This window comes from Singulisphaera rosea, from assembly GCF_054877945.1.
The window spans coordinates 46,127-62,374 of sequence record NZ_JBTYIP020000019.1; the positions used below are offsets into that span (position 1 = coordinate 46,127).

The 16,248-nt window shown below is 66.3% G+C and carries 11 protein-coding genes; 6 read left to right on the plus strand and 5 right to left on the minus strand.

The window, feature by feature from the left end:
* Positions 1-32: 32 nt before the first annotated feature.
* From ACYOEI_RS26630 to ACYOEI_RS26640, 3 genes are all read right to left on the minus strand, one after another.
* Complete coding sequence (locus tag ACYOEI_RS26630; protein ID WP_462852678.1) at positions 33-1,505, minus strand: DUF1501 domain-containing protein; 1,473 nt, start codon at positions 1,503-1,505, stop codon at positions 33-35.
* Positions 1,506-1,554: 49 nt separating this feature from the next.
* On the minus strand, positions 1,555-4,449 hold the full coding sequence (locus ACYOEI_RS26635; RefSeq protein ID WP_462852680.1) for a PSD1 and planctomycete cytochrome C domain-containing protein: 2,895 nt from the start codon (positions 4,447-4,449) through the stop codon (positions 1,555-1,557).
* A gap of 157 nt (positions 4,450-4,606) precedes the next feature.
* On the minus strand, positions 4,607-6,520 hold the full coding sequence (locus ACYOEI_RS26640) for a DUF6930 domain-containing protein (RefSeq protein ID WP_462852681.1): 1,914 nt from the start codon (positions 6,518-6,520) through the stop codon (positions 4,607-4,609).
* 166 nt (positions 6,521-6,686) lie between these two features.
* Between ACYOEI_RS26640 and ACYOEI_RS26645 the strand changes: the two genes are divergently transcribed.
* Both ACYOEI_RS26645 and ACYOEI_RS26650 read left to right on the plus strand, forming a co-directional pair.
* Positions 6,687-7,229 (plus strand): RNA 2'-phosphotransferase, encoded by a 543-nt coding sequence (locus ACYOEI_RS26645; protein WP_462852682.1) that lies wholly within the window; start codon positions 6,687-6,689, stop codon positions 7,227-7,229.
* A 177-nt stretch (positions 7,230-7,406) separates the two neighbouring features.
* Positions 7,407-8,021 carry a SprT-like domain-containing protein gene (locus ACYOEI_RS26650; protein ID WP_462852683.1) on the plus strand — a complete coding sequence of 205 codons (615 nt, stop codon included), beginning with the start codon at positions 7,407-7,409 and terminating at the stop codon, positions 8,019-8,021.
* 93 nt (positions 8,022-8,114) lie between these two features.
* Here the strand turns inward: ACYOEI_RS26650 and ACYOEI_RS26655 are convergent, their stop codons facing one another.
* Positions 8,115-8,582: a hypothetical protein gene (locus ACYOEI_RS26655; protein ID WP_462852684.1), complete on the minus strand. Its 468-nt coding sequence runs from the start codon at positions 8,580-8,582 to the stop codon at positions 8,115-8,117.
* A 1,087-nt stretch (positions 8,583-9,669) separates the two neighbouring features.
* Between ACYOEI_RS26655 and ACYOEI_RS26660 the strand changes: the two genes are divergently transcribed.
* From ACYOEI_RS26660 to ACYOEI_RS26675, 4 genes are all read left to right on the plus strand, one after another.
* On the plus strand, positions 9,670-10,203 hold the full coding sequence (locus tag ACYOEI_RS26660) for a hypothetical protein (protein ID WP_462852685.1): 534 nt from the start codon (positions 9,670-9,672) through the stop codon (positions 10,201-10,203).
* 451 nt (positions 10,204-10,654) lie between these two features.
* Positions 10,655-10,960: an antibiotic biosynthesis monooxygenase gene (locus tag ACYOEI_RS26665; RefSeq protein ID WP_462852686.1), complete on the plus strand. Its 306-nt coding sequence runs from the start codon at positions 10,655-10,657 to the stop codon at positions 10,958-10,960.
* On the plus strand, positions 10,957-12,108 hold the full coding sequence (locus ACYOEI_RS26670; RefSeq protein WP_462852687.1) for an iron-containing alcohol dehydrogenase: 1,152 nt from the start codon (positions 10,957-10,959) through the stop codon (positions 12,106-12,108). The genes ACYOEI_RS26665 and ACYOEI_RS26670 overlap by 4 nt, the downstream gene beginning before the upstream one ends.
* 1,049 nt (positions 12,109-13,157) lie before the next feature.
* The gene (locus tag ACYOEI_RS26675) at positions 13,158-14,753 is read left to right on the plus strand and encodes a hypothetical protein (protein ID WP_462852688.1); all 1,596 of its coding nucleotides are present in this window, start codon (positions 13,158-13,160) and stop codon (positions 14,751-14,753) included.
* A 30-nt stretch (positions 14,754-14,783) separates the two neighbouring features.
* On the opposite strand, the gene ACYOEI_RS26680 is transcribed toward ACYOEI_RS26675, so the two are convergent.
* Positions 14,784-16,232 (minus strand): sigma-54-dependent transcriptional regulator, encoded by a 1,449-nt coding sequence (locus tag ACYOEI_RS26680; RefSeq protein ID WP_462852689.1) that lies wholly within the window; start codon positions 16,230-16,232, stop codon positions 14,784-14,786.
* Positions 16,233-16,248 lie beyond the last annotated feature (16 nt).

Consider the following 16,248-nt stretch of genomic DNA (forward strand, 5'->3'; position numbering starts at 1 on the left):
CTTTGCGGTGAATCCTCCCCGCCTTTATTCCACTACGCGAGAATTTCCTGGATGGGCTTGCCGTGTTCGATCTCGAGGCGCTTCCGGCCAGGGATTTCGAGCTTGCGGGAGTCGAGGCCGAGGAGGTGCATCACGGTGGCGTGGATGTCGGTGACGTAGTGGCGGTGCTCGACGGCGTGGAAGCCGAGCTCGTCGGTGGCTCCGTGGACGACGCCACCTTGGATCCCGCCGCCGGCCATCCAGATGGAGAAGCCGTAGTTGTGGTGGTCGCGGCCGTCGCCGCCTTGGGCGCACGGGGTCCGGCCGAACTCGGTGCCCCAGACGACGATGGTCTCGTCGAGGAGTCCGCGTTGCTTCAGGTCGGTGAGCAGGCCGGCGATCGGCTTGTCGACCTGGGCACAGAGCGTGGTGTGGTTGCCTCGGAGGTTCGAGTGGGCGTCCCAGGCCCCCGCGGCCCCTTCGCCGTGGAAAATCTGGATGAATCGGACCCCGCGCTCCACCAGCCGACGCGCGGCGAGGAGCTGCTGGCCGAACGGCCGGGTGACGTCCTGGTCGAGCCCGTAGAGCCGCCGGGTCGCCTCGTTCTCGGCGTCGAACTTGAGGACTTCGGGGACCGCGGTCTGCATCCGGAAGGCGAGCTCGTACGACTTGATGCGGGCCCGGAGCTTCGCGTCGTCGGGGTAGTCGGCCAGGGTGAGCCGGTTCAGCCGGCCGAGGATGTCCGCCTTGGCCGCAGCCTCGCCCGAGCCGACGGGGGCTTCGGGGCTGGCGAAGGGGAGGGGGTTCGCCGGGTCGACCTTGAGGAGGACCCCGGCGTGTTCGGGGCCGAGATACGCCGAGTCGGTCCCGCCCGAGCACTGCGAGTCGAGCTGCGGACCCATCGAGATGAATTGGGGGAAGTCGTCGCTCAGGGAGCCGAGGCCGTAGTTGACCCAGGCCCCGACCGTCGGGAAGCAGCCGTCGAGAAGGTGCCTCCCGGTGAGGAGCTCCATCTGGGCGCCATGGTTGTTGTCGGTGGTCCACATCGAGCGGACGACGGCGAGGTCGTCGACGCGGGTCCGGAGGTGGGGCCACCAGTCGCTGACCTCGATCCCGCTCTGCCCGCCTTTGCCGAAGCCGATCTGGAGCGGATAGATCCGGGCCTTTTGCTTGTCGATGATGTTGTTGGCGACCTGCTCGCGGACGTTCTTGAGGTTCGGCGAGTCGAGGACCGACTTGTGGGGCGACTCGGCGATCGTCTTCCCCGCATGGGCGTTCAGGGCGGGCTTGGGGTCGAAGCTCTCGAGGTGGCTGACGCCCCCGCGCATCTGCAGCCAGATCACCTGCTTGGCCCGAGCGGGGCGAGGCGCGACCTTGGACGAGTCCCACCCCTTCGGCTCGTCGGCGCGGACGACCTCGTCGCGCCCTAGCATCGCGCCGAGGGCCAGGCTGACGAAGCCCATCCCGAGTTCGGAGACGAACTCGCGACGGGTGGTTCCCAGGTCGATCGGAAGGCCGCGGTACATTGGGATTCGCCCCTTCTTCGTTCGTCGGCGAAGGGCCTCGGTCGCCCGGTCAGCGGATCGTGACGAAGTCGTTGTGGTTGAGCAGGACGTGGACGAACGCCGAGCGGGCCCTGGCCTTCGGGTCGGTCCCCGGCCGGTTCTCCCCGGCCAGGACGCCGGTGAGTTGCTCCAGAGCCCGGACGCTCTCGACCCGCTCGAGGTCCGAGGGAGATCGGCCGAGGACGTACTCGAAGCTGGAGACGATGAACTCTTCCCGAGCCCCGGGCTGGTCGGGCGTTCCGACCTCCTTCGCGATCCGCTCGGCCAACTCGCCGGCCCTCGACAGGACCATCCCGCTGTTGGTGAGCGCGAGGGCCTGCTGCGGGACGATCGACTCCTGCCTCAGGTAGCATTCCTCGATGCTCGGCGCGTCGAACGTCGAGAGCAGGGGGATGCGTTCGTTCCTCGCATATCGGTAGTACATCGACCGGCGGGTCCCCGCCTCGGCGGAGGCGACCGGATCGTCGGCCCCGCCGATCCGGCCGTCGAGCTTGCCGGCAAGCTCGAGGAGGCTGTCGCGGATGACTTCGGCCTCCATCCGCTTGACGTTCATCCGCCAGAGCAGGTGGTTGTCCGGGTCGATCGACGCGTTCGTCGAGGCCGTGGAAACCCCCGACGAACGCATCCGGTACGCCTCCGACGTCACAATTAGCCGGTGGATCCGCTTCATGCTCCAGCCCGACTCCATGAGCTCGACCGCCAGCCAGTCGAGTAGCTCGGAGAGGGGTGGGCGCGCGGTCCGGAGGCCGAAGTCGTAGGTCGAGGCGGCGAGCGGCACGCCGAAGTGGCGGGCCCAGATGTGGTTGACCGCCACCCTCGCGGCCAGCGGGTTCTTCCGGTCGGTGATCCAGCGGGCGAGGGCGAGCCGTCGGCCGGTGCTCGCGGTGCGATAAGGCGTGTTGACATCCTCTCCCCGATAGGTGGTCTTGGCCCGGGGGAAGTTGAGTGGTCGGGGCGTGTAGGCGGTCGACGCCGGGGCCTTGGATGCGGCCTCGGCCTTCGCAAGGCGGGCGTCCACCTGCCCGAGAGATCGCCGGGCGTCCGCCAACTCGGTCGCGGCCTTGGCGAGGGCGACCGCCGCGTTCGCGTCCTTGGTAGGGTTCGCGGCCAGGCCGTCCAGGGTTCGCTGGGCGCGTTCCTCGGCGGATCTGGTGGCGATTCGCTCGTGCGCGGCCTCGAGGACAGCAAGTCTGGCCTGCGCCGAGGAGGCACGCCGGGCGCCCTCGGACCAGGCCTCGGGGGCGTCCTTCTTGGCCCCGGTGTCCTCGAGTCGCTCGACGTCGAGGATGGCCCGCGTCGCCTCGCGCCGGGCTTCCGCCAACGCCAAGGCCGATTCGGCGAGGATCCGGGCCTCCGAGGTGAGCCGGGCCGCCTGCCGGTCCTTTGCCAGGGCCTCGAGGGCCTTCGCGGCCGAGTCTCTGGTGGGCTTCAGGGCATCGCCTTGGCCATTCGCGCTCAGGAAGGCGGCGAGGGCGAGACGATCGGCCTCCTGGCTTTTCGCGAGGGCCTTCGCGGCCCCGTCTTCGGCCCGGCGAGCGTCCTCGGCGGCCGTCTTCGCCTTCGCGACGGCCTGGTCCTGGGCCTGTCGGGTCTCTTCGATGACGAACCCACGCTTGTCGGGGCACGAGGCCGAGACGGGCAGGGGGATCGACTCGATCCGGATCTCACCCCCGCCGAGCACGGCCGGCGTCGCCGGGGTCATCGGCTTGGCCTTGTCCGGACGTTCCTCGTCGCCTCGGATGAAGCGGTAGGTCGGGGTGTCGACGAAGTCGTCGAACGCGCGGGGGAGCCCCCCTTTGGCGAGGTCGGGTTGGCCGGGAAGGCGGTCGATCCGGACGTGGTAGGGCTCGAAGAAGGACCGCAGCCGGTAGTATTCAACCTGAGAGACGGGGTCGAACTTGTGGTCGTGGCATCGGGCACACTGGATCGTGACCCCGAGGAACGCCCGCGCCGTATGCTCGACGGTGTTGGCGAGCCAGGTATTTCGGTTGAAGATGTCCCAGTTGCGTGCCAGGAATCCGGTGGCTCGCAGGGTCTCGGGATCCTCCGGCGCGACCTCATCGCCGGCGAGCATCTCGACGACCATCCGGTCGTACCCCTTGTCCGCATTCAGTGACTCGACGATCCAATCCCGCCAGTGCCAGATATGAAGGTGGCTGAACCGGACTTCTTCCCCCAGGCCATACCAGTCGCTATAGCGCCAGACGTCCATCCAGTGTCTCGCCCAGCGCTCGCCGTGTCTGGGGCTGGCCAACAAGCGGTCGACCACCTTTTCGCGTGCGATGGGCGACGTGTCGACCCGGAAGGTGAGCAGTTCGTCCCGAGACGGGGGCAGGCCGGTCAGGTCGAGGGTGGCGCGTCGGAGCCAGAGGTCGTCGTCCACGGGCGGGGCTGGCTGGACCCCTCGCGCCTTGTGGGCCCTCGCGAGGAATGCGTCGATCGGATTCGGAAACGGACCCTGTCCTTCGGTCGCCGGCACGGGGGGGCGTGCGGGCTCCTGGTAGGCCCAGTGACGCCTCGGGTCGTCGGGGATGGCTTCGGGAGGGGCCTTCGCCCCCTGGTCGATCCACGAGCGGAGGACGGCGACTTCCGCGTCGTCGAGCTTGACCCCCTCGCTCTCGGGGGGCATCCGCTCCTCGAGATCGGTCGAGGTGACGCGATCGATCAAGAGGCTCTCGTCCGACTTCCCCGGCTCGATCGACGGGCCCCCCTCGCCCCCCTTGCGGGCGAGCTCCGCCGCGTCGAGACGCAACCCCCCCTTCTGCCGGATTGCCCCGTGGCAGCTCGCGCAGCGGCCGGTCAGGATCGGTTTGACGTCCCGCGCGTAATCCACCTCCGGCGACGCGGCCGAGACGGGCTGAGAACCAGCCAAGAGGGTGGCGAGGATGACGGTCTCGAGTCTCATTCCGGGCCCCTCGCGAGCTCCCAATTCGGTCGTCGTCGCGCCGATTATGGATCGCCGACGAACGCGATGTCAAACATTACGCAAACAATCGTCGGAAGCCTCGCCGTGACGGCCGGCGGCGAGGCTCGTGACGTCGTCCTGAAGGGCGTCTCTCGGCTCAATCACCGACCCAGGAGAGGACGAAGTCCAGCTTGCGAGTCGCCACGTCGACGGTGGTGGACTGCTGGGAGAGGTCGTCCTGGCGGTGGGTCTTCACGAACTCGGGGAGGACGCGGAGGCAGCCTTCCATGAGCTCGAGCTCCCAGGCGAGCGGGGGACGCATGCTGAGGCCGCGTTCCTTGCGGAAGATTAACGGGAAGGCGTCGGGGGCGGCGATTTCGAACTTGTGGTGGGCGATGGCGTCGAGGTCGCCGTTGGGTATCTCGTCTTCGGTGTCGAAGGTCACGGTGAGGGCGACGCTCTCCCGGGCGTTCTCCTCGTCGCTCATGCTGCCGGTCCAGAGCTTCTTGAGGATATCGAGGTCGTCGTACAGGGCGACGCCGAGAGTCATGCCCGACTGCCCCATGACGATGGCGTACCACGGGCCGCTTTCGAACTGGCGGCAGTCTACCTGGATCGCCGCCTCGTACCCGAGCTTGCGCCAGGGGGCCTTGCGGTAAAACTCGGCGGCGGCCTCGTAGAAGCCGGCCAGCTTGGGCACGTCGATCCTGGGCATCTCGAGGAGCGCCGGGGGCTGATCTCGAGCGAGGTACCTGGCAAGATCCTCGTAGAGGGCATCGAGCTGATCGAGGGTGTCTACCTTCGAGATTGTGATGTTGAGCGACTCGAGCGGGAGCGCGAGCGTGTCCCAATGGTCTCCGGCGAGAACCTGAATCTCGGTCGGGCGGTGCGGTTCGCCCATCGCGGGCTTGCGCATCGCCTCCGCGAGCAGGTCCCAGATGAGGCTCGGGTCGGGCACGTCCAGGACCATCTTCTGGGCGAGGACAAATTCGTTCGACCGGCTCGAGACGAGGGTCATCCAGGGTTGGATGACGTCCCCCTCCACGTCGATCCGGTGGCTGATCTGGCGGAAGTCGGCCTGCCAGACGTCGAACTCCTGGGAGAGCTTCTCGAGGCGTTTCAGGACGGCGGGGGTCGGCCCCTTGGATTTGGGTTTTGCCGGTGCCTTCGGCTTCGGCCTCGGGGTCGACTCCTTGAGCCAGGCGAGCGCCCCCGGCGTCGACTTCCAGCCTCCCAGGGCGTTCCCGACGTAGAGAATGGCTTCGCTCTCGGCTCCAAACGAATAGGAGTCGGGGGGATCCGACGGGAGCATCTTCTCGCCGAGCAGGTAGATCGGTACGTGCTTGTTCTGCTGGATGGCGTGCTTGAGCTCCTTGCGGGCTTCGGCGGAGTCCCCTCCTTGCCGGAAGGCGATGAGGGCCTTGGAGTAGAGCCACCACGCCGAGTCGTCCTCGTCGTACGCCTTCAGGAGTGTCACGAGCTCCTTATCCTTCCCCTCGGCCACGAGCCATCCGGTGAGTGTGTAGCGCACCCCCTGATTGTCGTTCGGGTTCAGGCGGAGCATGTCCTGGAGGTTGGCGATCGCGTCGTCGCGGCGACCCATGGTCCAGAGCAGAGTCGCCAGGCCTTCGCGTGCCCGCATGTAGGGACGAGTTTCAAGCAGTCCCCAGAAGTGGCCGACGTCCTCCAGGAACACCTTCTGCCCCAGCGCCCGCTCACCCGCGACGACGGCCTGCTCGTAGAATTCCAGGCTCTCTTTCCGGCTCTTGGCCCCCTCGGCGAGCATGACGTACGCGTCGGCGCAGTCGGGGCAGACTTCCAGGGCCTGCCGGGCGATCTTGAGTCGTTCCCTCGGATCCGAAGCGTAGAAGGCCTCGTCGATGAGCCGTTGCGCCTTGCCCAGGGGAGATTCGTCGGGCTTGCCGAGGGCATCCCCCAGGAGCCCGCGCATGATTCCTTCAAGGGCCCTTCGGTCGTGCATGGGCGAGCCGACGGAAGGCTCCGACTTCGGCTTTTCGCGAATCGTTCGCTTCGGAGTCTTCTTGGGCGGCTTGCCTTTCTTCCTCGCCATCGACACGTCCCCCTCGTCGACCTCTTGATGGCACGTCGTTTGACTTATCATACTCCAATCGCGGCGAACCCCGTAATCCCGCACCGTGTCAATGTGTCGACTGCCCCGTCGAAGGCGTCCGCGGCCGGGAGGGGCGAGACTTCACCGCCTGCGTGAGGCCCTTCGCATGGACAAGCGGCTCGTCACCATCAGCAAATTCCTGGCGAAATACCTGCGCCACGCGCCGGAAGAACTGGGGTTGTCCCTCCGCCAGGGTGGTTGGGTCTCGGTCGACGACTTGCTCATTGCCGCCGAGCGTCGAGGCTTCCCGATCCCCTACGACGATCTCGTCGAGGTCGTGGAGACCAACGACAAGCGACGGTTCTCGTTCGACGAAACCGGCGACCTGATCCGGGCGAACCAGGGCCACAGCGTCGAGGTGGACCTCGAACTGGAGCCGACGGAACCCCCCGAGATCCTCTATCACGGGACAGTCGACCGCGTGCTCTCTTCGATCCTCGAGCAAGGCCTGATCCGAGGCCGTCGCCATCACGTCCACCTCTCGAAGGACGTCGAGACGGCCCGCAAGGTCGGGGCCCGTCGGGGCAAACCGCTCATCCTCGAGGTCGATGCCGCGACGATGCGACGCGACGGCCACACCTTCTTCGTCTCGACCAACGGCGTTTGGCTCACTGACACGGTCCCACCCGCCTATTTGACCCGCGTTTGACGGCCCATCACGCGCCTTTGCGTTGACCTTGGGTCCCGGACGTGAGTCCGGGACTCGACACCCACCCGACCAGCCTCGGCCGATGGCCTTAGGAGAATTGCCGTCGAACTTCATCGGACGAATCGCCCATAATGGGCATGATTCGCCGAACCGACCCGAGGCCTCGGAGCGTTCGTCATGGACCTGGCGGAACTGGCGGGAATCGCCGTCCGAGAGATGACAGCGCACGGGCTGCGCGGGTGGACGTTCGCCTTCGCCGGCACGAAACGCCGGCTGGGCGTGTGCAAGTACCGGTCGAGGCGGATCGAGATCTCCCAGTACTACGCGAAGAATAACCCTCCCGCCGTCGTCCTGGACACCCTCCGACACGAGATCGCCCACGCCATCGCGGGCCCCGCCGCCAAGCACGGCCCCGCGTGGAAAGCCATCGCCATCCGATTGGGTGCGTTGCCGCGGGCCTGCGACACCTCGAGCGACACGGTCGTAACGCCGGGCGATTGGCAAGCCACCTGCCCGATCTGCCGACGGACCTTCCACCGTTACAAACGCCCCATGAGCCTCGGGGGCTATCGCTGCCGATGCCCCGGCCGTTCGCCCCTCGTTTTCGAATACAAGGGCGACCCGAGCCGACGTCCCGACGTCCCCGCGACCCTCGAAGAGTCCGCCAACTGGGAGGCCCGCTGCCCCGGCTGCCAGACCGTGCACCACCGGATCCGCAAACCCAAAGCCGGCCTCTGGCGCTGCGGCTGCCCCCAGCGCGCCGAGCTCGCCTGGCGACGACGATTGAAGTGACGCCGTCGGACTGACCTCTCCCAGATACAGGCAGGTCGAGAGACGAATCCACAGGATGGGCTCCAAGCAAACTGCGGCATCCTCCGCACCGACTCACTGGAGACCCGAGGCTTCTCCTTCGAGCCTTCCGTCGCTCCGAGCGGCGAAGTGCGGTGATTCTCCGATGCCACGCAGGTCCGGAGGTACCCAGACCAGCCTCGCCTCGGGAGAGAAGAGGCGTTCCCGGGAGTAGAAGCGGAGGAGATACTCCGTGTCTCCGCACTCTTGAAGCAACTCCTCGGCGAGTGCGGCAACGGAGACGGCCCGATCCTTCGTGCCGAGGAACCGTTCGATCACGACGATCCAGGCTCGCGTGATGGTCTCGTGGTATCCGCCGGGATTCCCCTGTCGTCCGTTGTATCGCCGGATCCCGTCCCGAATCTTCGCACCGGCCTCGGCCGGGTCGAGAGATCGGAGGTACCAGAGAGCCATCACCAGATGGTTTCCGTGGGTCCACTCCGACCTCGGCAGCGAGCCGTCTTCGAAGCCGGCGATCATGTCCTCGATTTCGGCCTCCGTCATCGCCAACACCTCCGCAGGATCGGGATTCGCTGACAGGAGATTCCACCGCACTCGAACCAGTCACAAGAACTCCAGATCCGGTTCGAGTCCTGGTGTTGCGCCGAGCCGCGGTGGTCGCTCCAGGTTCACTCGTCGGCGGAGGAAGTCGATCGTTGCCGAACTCACCGTCGCTGCCGTCGCCTGGCCTCGTTGCGGTCCACTCGGGCCGTTCGCGACTTTCGCTCAACTCGATGCCCAGGATTGCCGAAACCGTTAGTTGGAGCGGTTGTAGCGGATTGATGGTTTGTGCCGACTCGATCCCGTCGCGGCTTGTTGGTGAATATCGGGAGACGTTGGGGAGTCGATCCGCTCAAGTCGCGCTCACGGGGGAGGGATCGAATCCTGCGTATTCCCATGAATCCATCGGTTCGTTCCGAGGCTCGGAAAGAAAACGCGGAGCGTCCGGAGTCCCAATCTTAAGGGATCGCTATCCCTTACCCAGAAAACGGGGGGTAAGACTCGCGGCTGCCAAACAACTTCCAGACCCGGGGTCATCCCTGGCCGGAGATTCAGGCCTCGTTCCCACGGTCCCCGTGGGAATGCCGTCCTCGACGCTCCGCCTCGGTATTTCGGGCCGCGGTCGACTCCTGGGACGTACGGAAGCGACACGATCCGGATCAAGCCACGGTCGCCGATGAAGAATCGGAACGGGAGTCCTGCAAGGGGCACGTTCGCTCGCTCTGACTGATTCTGGGCGGCCTTCCGAAGTCGAAAAAAGAGGACGCAGAGCGTCCGAGTGCGGCATCCCCACGGGGACCGTGGGGACGAGTGATTGATGCCTTGTGGCTTATGAGTCGTGGTTGGTTGAGACCGTGAGAAGGAGGCGTTCAGGCTGTCGGGATTTGCGGGGCATGCTCGGAGGAGCCTGTAATGTATGATGAAAATTATTTGTTTTATATAATAGTTTTATGTTTGTATTATGGTTGTGTGTCGACCAGGTTGCTCGCGTCTGTCGTCTGAACTTGCGACTTTCTCGCCGGATGACAACTTGACCAGGCCCCCCTGCGACGTATTCGAGCTCCTGCGATCCTTTCCGAAGGAGGGAAAGATGCGGGTTTCCAGGATCGTGATGCCCATGACTCTGTTGGCGGTCGTCGCGTCAGCCGCCCCGTCGATCGCGGCGTGCCCTCGTTGCGGACGAGAACACGGCGGTCACCTCGGCCTCGGCGCACGCTTCGCCCACACCAATTACGGCGGAGACATGGGGCGGTTCTTGTTCGGAAAACATGCCGACATGTATCCGCAGTTGGGGTTCTACTTGCAGCAGGGGATGGTCCCGCCGACCGGCTACATCTACGACCCCCCCGCCATCTGCGGGCCGCGCGGGATCCCCGCGAGTCCGCATCATCCCCACCAGCCGATGTACCCGCTGCCGGTGGCGAATCTGCAGCCCGTCCCGATCCCCCAGCCCGTCCCGGTCCCGTCCCGGCCGCCGGTCCCTCCTCTCCTCCCGCCTCCGCCTAGCTCCCCCGCGGCGCTCGGTGCGGTCCCCCCTCCGCCGATGACGACACCGCCGCCTCCTCCGGACAATCTCCCCCTGCCGATCCCCACCAATACCAATCCTTCCGATCCGATGAAATGAACATTTCACCGCGAGACGGTGTGGGCCCCGGTTCAGGTCAGTGAGAGTCCGTGCCCAACCTGGTTTCGGGCGATAGCCGGATCGGGAAATGTGCGTGGCCGTGTTGGAACGTAGCGACGCCCTGGGTTCCTCGACATCTCGAGGTCCAGGGTGTCGCGCTGCGCTTCGACCCGGCCACAACGCCGTTGAGATTCCCTCGTCCATCGTGTCTATTCGAGAAGCTTGACGGAGCTCCATCGAACCGTCTCTCAGACGACTCCCTCACCACAAGGGCACCAAGGCACAACGGTCAGGATCCCGAGACACCAGAGTCCTCCGATGCATTCTTCGGGGGCCCTTCTCGTTTTGGTCCCTTTGTGGTGTGTTTCTTGCCGGGTCAATCGCATGTGACTCGGTGGACTTCAGCGAGGAATCTCAGCGTCTCCAACTCGAAAGGAAGGGATCGCGCGTCATGCTGATCGTCCACGTCCAGATCCAGGTGAAGCCCGACGCGATCGACGCGTTCAAGGCGGCTAGCATCGAGAACTCGAGGAACAGCCTGCAAGAGCCGGGCATCGCCCGGTTCGACGTGCTCCAACAGCAGGATGATCCCACGCGGTTCGTGCTGGTCGAAATCTACCTCACGCCCGAGGCCCCCGCGGCCCACAAGCAGACGGCGCACTACAAGCGGTGGGCCGAGACCGTGGCCGAGATGATGGCGGTGCCCCGATCGAGTGCGAAGTTCGACAAGGTGTACCCCGGGGATGGCGCCCCATGACGTTCGAGTTCGCGACCGCGAGTCGCATCGTCTACGGGGTCGGGACTTCTCGGCAGGTCCCTGGCCTGGCGAAAGATCTGGGACGTCGCGCGTTCGTGGTCCTCGGAAGCTCCGGCCGCGGGCGTGACGTTCTCTCGGGGGAACTGGATGCAGTCGGCGTCGGCTCGGTGGTTTTCCACGTCGGCCGGGAGCCGAGCACGACTCTCGTGGACCAGGCGGTGCGGGTTGCTCGCGAGGAACGGTGCGACCTGGTGATCGCCTGGGGCGGGGGGAGTGTGATCGACGCCGGGAAGGCCGTGGCGGCCCTGATCACGAATCCGGGAGACGCCCTCGATTACCTCGAGCTCGTCGGGAAGGGGTGGCCGCTCCGGGAGCCCGGCGTGCCGATCCTCGCCGTCCCCTCGACCGCGGGCACGGGGGCCGAGGCGACACGGAACGCGGTGCTCGACGTGCCCGAGCACGGGGTGAAGGCGAGCCTGCGCAGCCCCTACCTACTGCCGCGTGTCGCGGTCGTCGATCCCGAGTTGACCCTGTCACTCCCGCCCAAGGTCACTGCGTACACCGGCTTGGATGCGCTGACGCAACTCATCGAGGTGTTCGTCAGCAACGCGGCCAACCCGTTCACCGACGGACTCTGCCGCGAGGGGCTCGCGCGAGCGGCTCGCTCGCTGGCGATCACCCATCGCGACGGGTCGAACCTCGCGGCCCGTGAGGACATGGCCCTCGCCGCTCTGTTCAGCGGTGTGGCCCTGGCGAACGCCAAGCTTGGCGCGGTGCACGGGTTCGCGGGAGTCCTCGGCGGGGCCACAGGCCAGGCCCATGGTGCTCTGTGCGCCCAGCTGCTCCCCTTCGTCATGGAGGCCAACCTCCGCGTGGCCGACGAACGTGGTGACGCATCGACCCTTGGGCGATACGCCGAAGTCGCGAGACTCCTCTCCGGCGATCCCTCCGCCAATGCCCGCGACGGCGTGGCCCGCGTGCACGAGCTCCGCGCGGACCTTCAAATCCCGCCCTTGCGGGACTCGGGCCTGTCTCTCGACGATTGCCGACGCCTCGTCCCACTCGCCCGAGTCGCGAGCAGTATGAAGGGCAATCCCGTGACGCTCTCCGACGAGGAATTGCTCGGGATCCTCGAAGCGGCCCTCTAAAGCTTGGCCGCTGCCCTCGACGGAGCGTCCCTCGTCCGGCGCCACGAGCTGGACGAGTGCTCATTAAAAGAAATGCCGCCTGTCTCGCACCATGAGAAGGACCTCCCTCTGAGTGGGGGGGAAAGGGACTCAGAGGGAGGCGTCGTCCGGATTGAGAGACCTGGGGGGGCGGTCGCCTTTCGCGGACTTGCCGGCTGGCATTGCCGTCCCAGCAACCGCTGGTGAAGGGCCGGCTCTCGGGCGGATCCACCACCGGAAAGTTGACGTTGCCCTGCCGGCCAGGCGATGGGCCTTATCGCCTCGGGCAGGAGGAGAGCGACCTCGCAAAGGTCCCTGCCTCGTGACCGGCCTTCGCGCTCGTCAAGCGAGAACGTGGAGCCACCCTGCCTTTGCCTTTGTAGCAACCACCGACGACGGTGAGGACCGACCGCTTGCGGGGCAGCCGGGTTGCTCAACGTCGCAGGAGGTTGCCGGCCTACCATTTGGCAACAACCGTGCCAGAGGGAAGAGGGAGGGCGATGAGGAATGTGGAGGCCTTTGTATTTCTCAACCGGAACACGCGTTATGCCAAAAGAGGCGGAGTGAGTCGCCGACAGTTCCAGTCCGCTCACCCCATTCCTTCGCCACAACGTCTGATCGAGCGACGACCAGGCTGGTCGATCCCCGGTCACTTTCACCGATGGCCGAACATGGACTCAGCATCACTCCGTGCCGTCGATCGGTGTGCGAGAGGGGCTCAACTTTCATAGGCCAACCGCCCGGACAAACCATTCTCCTCGACGGTTCCGTTGGCCGCCCAGCGACCAGTCTGACTGCTATCCGGCCAGGCGAAGTCCTCGACTCAGATCGATTCGTCGCCAGCGCCAACCCTCAGAGATCTTGGAACACTCATCGCAAGTCTCATCCGTGTAAGAATCTTGCTCCAGGCTCCCGGAGTATTCTTGCCTCGGTGTCGCAATGGCACAGAACGTGTCTATTCTGCCTCGGCCCCCTTAAGTCGCCCAGATTCATGGCCATCTAGAGTCAAAGGCGTGGGGGGGATGGCCGGAATGGAATCGTTCCTCTCCTCGGGAGGCGGCATGCATATTGGTTGCACACGCGGTGTTGCGATTGTCGGAGTCGTCCTGGGATCGCTCTGGGCCTGCCGCGGGTCGATGGGGGCTGAGCAGGTTCGACCCGTCCCCCTCGGCGGCGCCCTGGACCGACAGGTCGGGGATCGCACCTTCGGGGTCTACGTGCCGACGCGATATGGCGGTACTCTGACGATCCGGTCGAGCGAGGGCACCATCGAGGCGCTGACCGGACCGGACGGGCGACCTCGGACGAACGGACGAGAATCCGGTGGGCCCGGCGCGCACGGGTGGTACACGTTCCGAGTCTCGGGGACCCGGCCGGGTTCGACGTTCACCGTTAAAACGGCATTCGAGCAGGTCGGCCTGGCGGCCCGGATGCCCTGGAACTACTACTACTGGCCGACCAAAGGGGATTCGATCCACGAGCCTTGGAGCGGCGGGAACGGGGTCGTCGACACCCCGGCGCCAGCCGGCGACGACGTGATCGCTGCTCCCTTCGGTGCTCCGATCGCACCGGGACAAGATATCATCATGCCAGGTGCCAACGGTCTGCTCGAGACTCGGCCGGCCCCCGGCGATACCTCGACTTGGTTTCCCAACCTCTATGATGACCTGCGCTATATCGGACCCGATGGAGTCCTCTACCAGACGCCTGCTCCGCTGTTGAAGTATGACCGCCTCTTCGGGCTCTCCGCCCGGGGGTGGGAGGCTGCCTACAGTCAGAGCCAGACCATCCAGCGCTGGCCTGGGCACTGCCTCGGAGGGGCGGTTGCCTCGATCATGCTGAATGAGCCGAACCCGGCGCCTGGGACTGGCCTGTCGCGGGACGAACTGAAGGGGCTCTGGGCCGAGCTGGGCGAGAACCACTACAACCACCGCATCGGGGACAACGCCAACGCGATCCCGCCCGGGCCGCCCCGTCCCGGCTTCGACCCGTGCGACGCCCACGTGCCGCGGTTCCACGCCGTGCTCGAGGGGAACATCCGCGGGAGGAAGCTGGCGATGCTCGCCAACCTGAGGGCGTTCCCGCCGAGGGGAGGGCCGGATGAGGTCTGGAACCACGGCGTCGGCAAGTACACGGCCCGGCTCCACGCCGTCCCAGGCGCCGGAGGCCGCCGAGTCCGCATCGAGCTCGAGCTCTTTGCGAACAACGGCTCGGACCTGAACGGCCAGGACCCGAAGCCGCGAGTCAACCGATATGAATATGTGCTGGTCTACGGGGCCAACGGCGAGGTCGACGAGTCCGCCGCCGGCTCCTGCGACTGGATCGCCGTCGGCGGCGAAGCGCAGTACGCCCCGCTCAACCTGATGGAAGTGGCCGAGAGCCATTGGCAAGGCCACAACCCGATGGTCACCGAGGCGAACGTCCGCTCGCTCGACGTGGCCAATGGGGGTGGGGGCCGCTTCTCCGCATCGGCGCCGGCCTTCCAGCCGGTCGTCGTCCAGGAGGCGGGGGGAGCGCCGTATGCACCACCCTCCACGACGGCGGGTGATTCAAGCCCTCCGAGGGTGGCGGGAGGTCCTCCGAATTCGCCTCGGCGAGCCCTGCTGCGATTCTTCGGTCGCGACTGACCGGCGAGGTTGGACTCGAGGCTGCCGGTCTCAATCGGCCAAATGGTCCTCGGGCGGCGAGATCGAGCGCTCGATCGTGATGCCGAGGGTGCGGATCTTCGTCCGGAGGCTGCCGCGGGTGATCCCCAGGATCTTCGCCGCCTGGAGCTGATTCCCCCGAGTGTGGCGCAACACTCGAGTCACGAGCGAGCGCTCCATCAGGGAAAGTGACTCCGCGTAAAGGTCCTGGGAGCCGGCCCGGAGGCGATCGTCGAGGAACCCTTCCCAGTCGAAGCCGGCCGCCAACGGGCCTAATTCCGAAGGTGCCTCGCCGCGGAGGGCAGGGGGGAGGAAGTCGGCCAGCAGCAACGGCCCTTGCGCCCGGAGCAAGGCCTGGCGGAGCACGCTCTGGAGCTCGCGGAGATTGCCCGGCCACGGGTAGCGACAGAGCAACTCCAGGGCGTCGGGGGCCACCTGCACGATGGCCTTGCCCATCTCGGGGCTGAAGCGTTTGAGGAAGTGGTCGACCAGGAGGGGGATGTCTCCGGGCCGTTCGCGGAGTGCCGGGAGCGTGATCGTGACGACGCCGAGTCGGTAGTACAGGTCCTCGCGGAACTCCCCCGAGGCCGCCATCAGAGCCAAGTCGCGGTTGGTCGCGGCGATGATCCGCACCTCGGCCTGGATCGTATCGCTCCCTCCCACTCGTTCGAAGCGGCCGTCCTGGAGGACGCGGAGCAACTTCGCCTGCGTCAGCGGCGTCATGTCGCCGATCTCGTCGAGGAAGAGTGTGCCTCCGGAACATTGCTCGAATTTCCCGATCCGACGCCGATCGGCCCCGGTGAACGAGCCTTTCTCGTGTCCGAAGAGTTCGCTCTCCAGCAGCGTCTCGGGGATCGCGGCGCAGTTGACGGCCAGGAATGGGCCGGCGGCGCGTCGAGAGTGCTGGTAGATGGCGCGGGCCACCAACTCTTTGCCGGTGCCGCTCTCGCCCAGTATCAGCACGGCCAGGTCCTGTGGGGCGACCCGCCCGATCGCCTTGTAGACCTCCTGCATGGGGGAGGATCGCCCGACGAGCACGTCGGCCGCCGTCCCCGCCGGGACGGCCTCGTCGGGGACGACCGCCGGGACTCGCCCCAGCCGACTGATCTCGGCCGCACGCTCGACCAGGTCGCGCACCTGCGAGAGCTCCAGCGGCTTGAGCAGATAGTCGAAAGCCCCTTGTTTCGTCGCCTCGATCGCCGTCTCGGTCGTCCCGTGTCCGGTGATGAAGATGACCGGGATCCGGGCGTCGACCCCCCGGATCTGGCGGTACACGTCCAGCCCGTGGGCGCCGGGTAGATTCAGGTCCAAGACCACCACGTCCGGTTGATCGCTCGAGACGAGGGCGAGCCCCTCCTCGGCGGTGGCGGCCGTCAGGAGGAGGTCGTTCGGGTCGCCGAACGCCCGTCGGAAGGCGTGCAGGATAGAGGTCTCGTCGTCGATCACCAAGATCTTCGCCATTCCGCAACTCCTCGAC

What these genes read in the sequence shown, in the direction of transcription:
- ACYOEI_RS26630 (WP_462852678.1), bottom strand. Translation starts at nt 1,505, where the DNA reads ATGTACCGCGGCCTTCCGATCGACCTGGGAACCACCCGTCGCGAGTTC.
- ACYOEI_RS26670 (WP_462852687.1), top strand. Translation starts at nt 10,957, where the DNA reads ATGACGTTCGAGTTCGCGACCGCGAGTCGCATCGTCTACGGGGTCGGG.
- ACYOEI_RS26655 (WP_462852684.1), bottom strand. Translation starts at nt 8,582, where the DNA reads ATGACGGAGGCCGAAATCGAGGACATGATCGCCGGCTTCGAAGACGGC.
- ACYOEI_RS26680 (WP_462852689.1), bottom strand. Translation starts at nt 16,232, where the DNA reads ATGGCGAAGATCTTGGTGATCGACGACGAGACCTCTATCCTGCACGCC.
- ACYOEI_RS26645 (WP_462852682.1), top strand. Translation starts at nt 6,687, where the DNA reads ATGGACAAGCGGCTCGTCACCATCAGCAAATTCCTGGCGAAATACCTG.
- ACYOEI_RS26640 (WP_462852681.1), bottom strand. Translation starts at nt 6,520, where the DNA reads ATGGCGAGGAAGAAAGGCAAGCCGCCCAAGAAGACTCCGAAGCGAACG.
- ACYOEI_RS26650 (WP_462852683.1), top strand. Translation starts at nt 7,407, where the DNA reads ATGGACCTGGCGGAACTGGCGGGAATCGCCGTCCGAGAGATGACAGCG.
- ACYOEI_RS26635 (WP_462852680.1), bottom strand. Translation starts at nt 4,449, where the DNA reads ATGAGACTCGAGACCGTCATCCTCGCCACCCTCTTGGCTGGTTCTCAG.
- ACYOEI_RS26665 (WP_462852686.1), top strand. Translation starts at nt 10,655, where the DNA reads ATGCTGATCGTCCACGTCCAGATCCAGGTGAAGCCCGACGCGATCGAC.
- ACYOEI_RS26660 (WP_462852685.1), top strand. Translation starts at nt 9,670, where the DNA reads ATGCGGGTTTCCAGGATCGTGATGCCCATGACTCTGTTGGCGGTCGTC.
- ACYOEI_RS26675 (WP_462852688.1), top strand. Translation starts at nt 13,158, where the DNA reads ATGGAATCGTTCCTCTCCTCGGGAGGCGGCATGCATATTGGTTGCACA.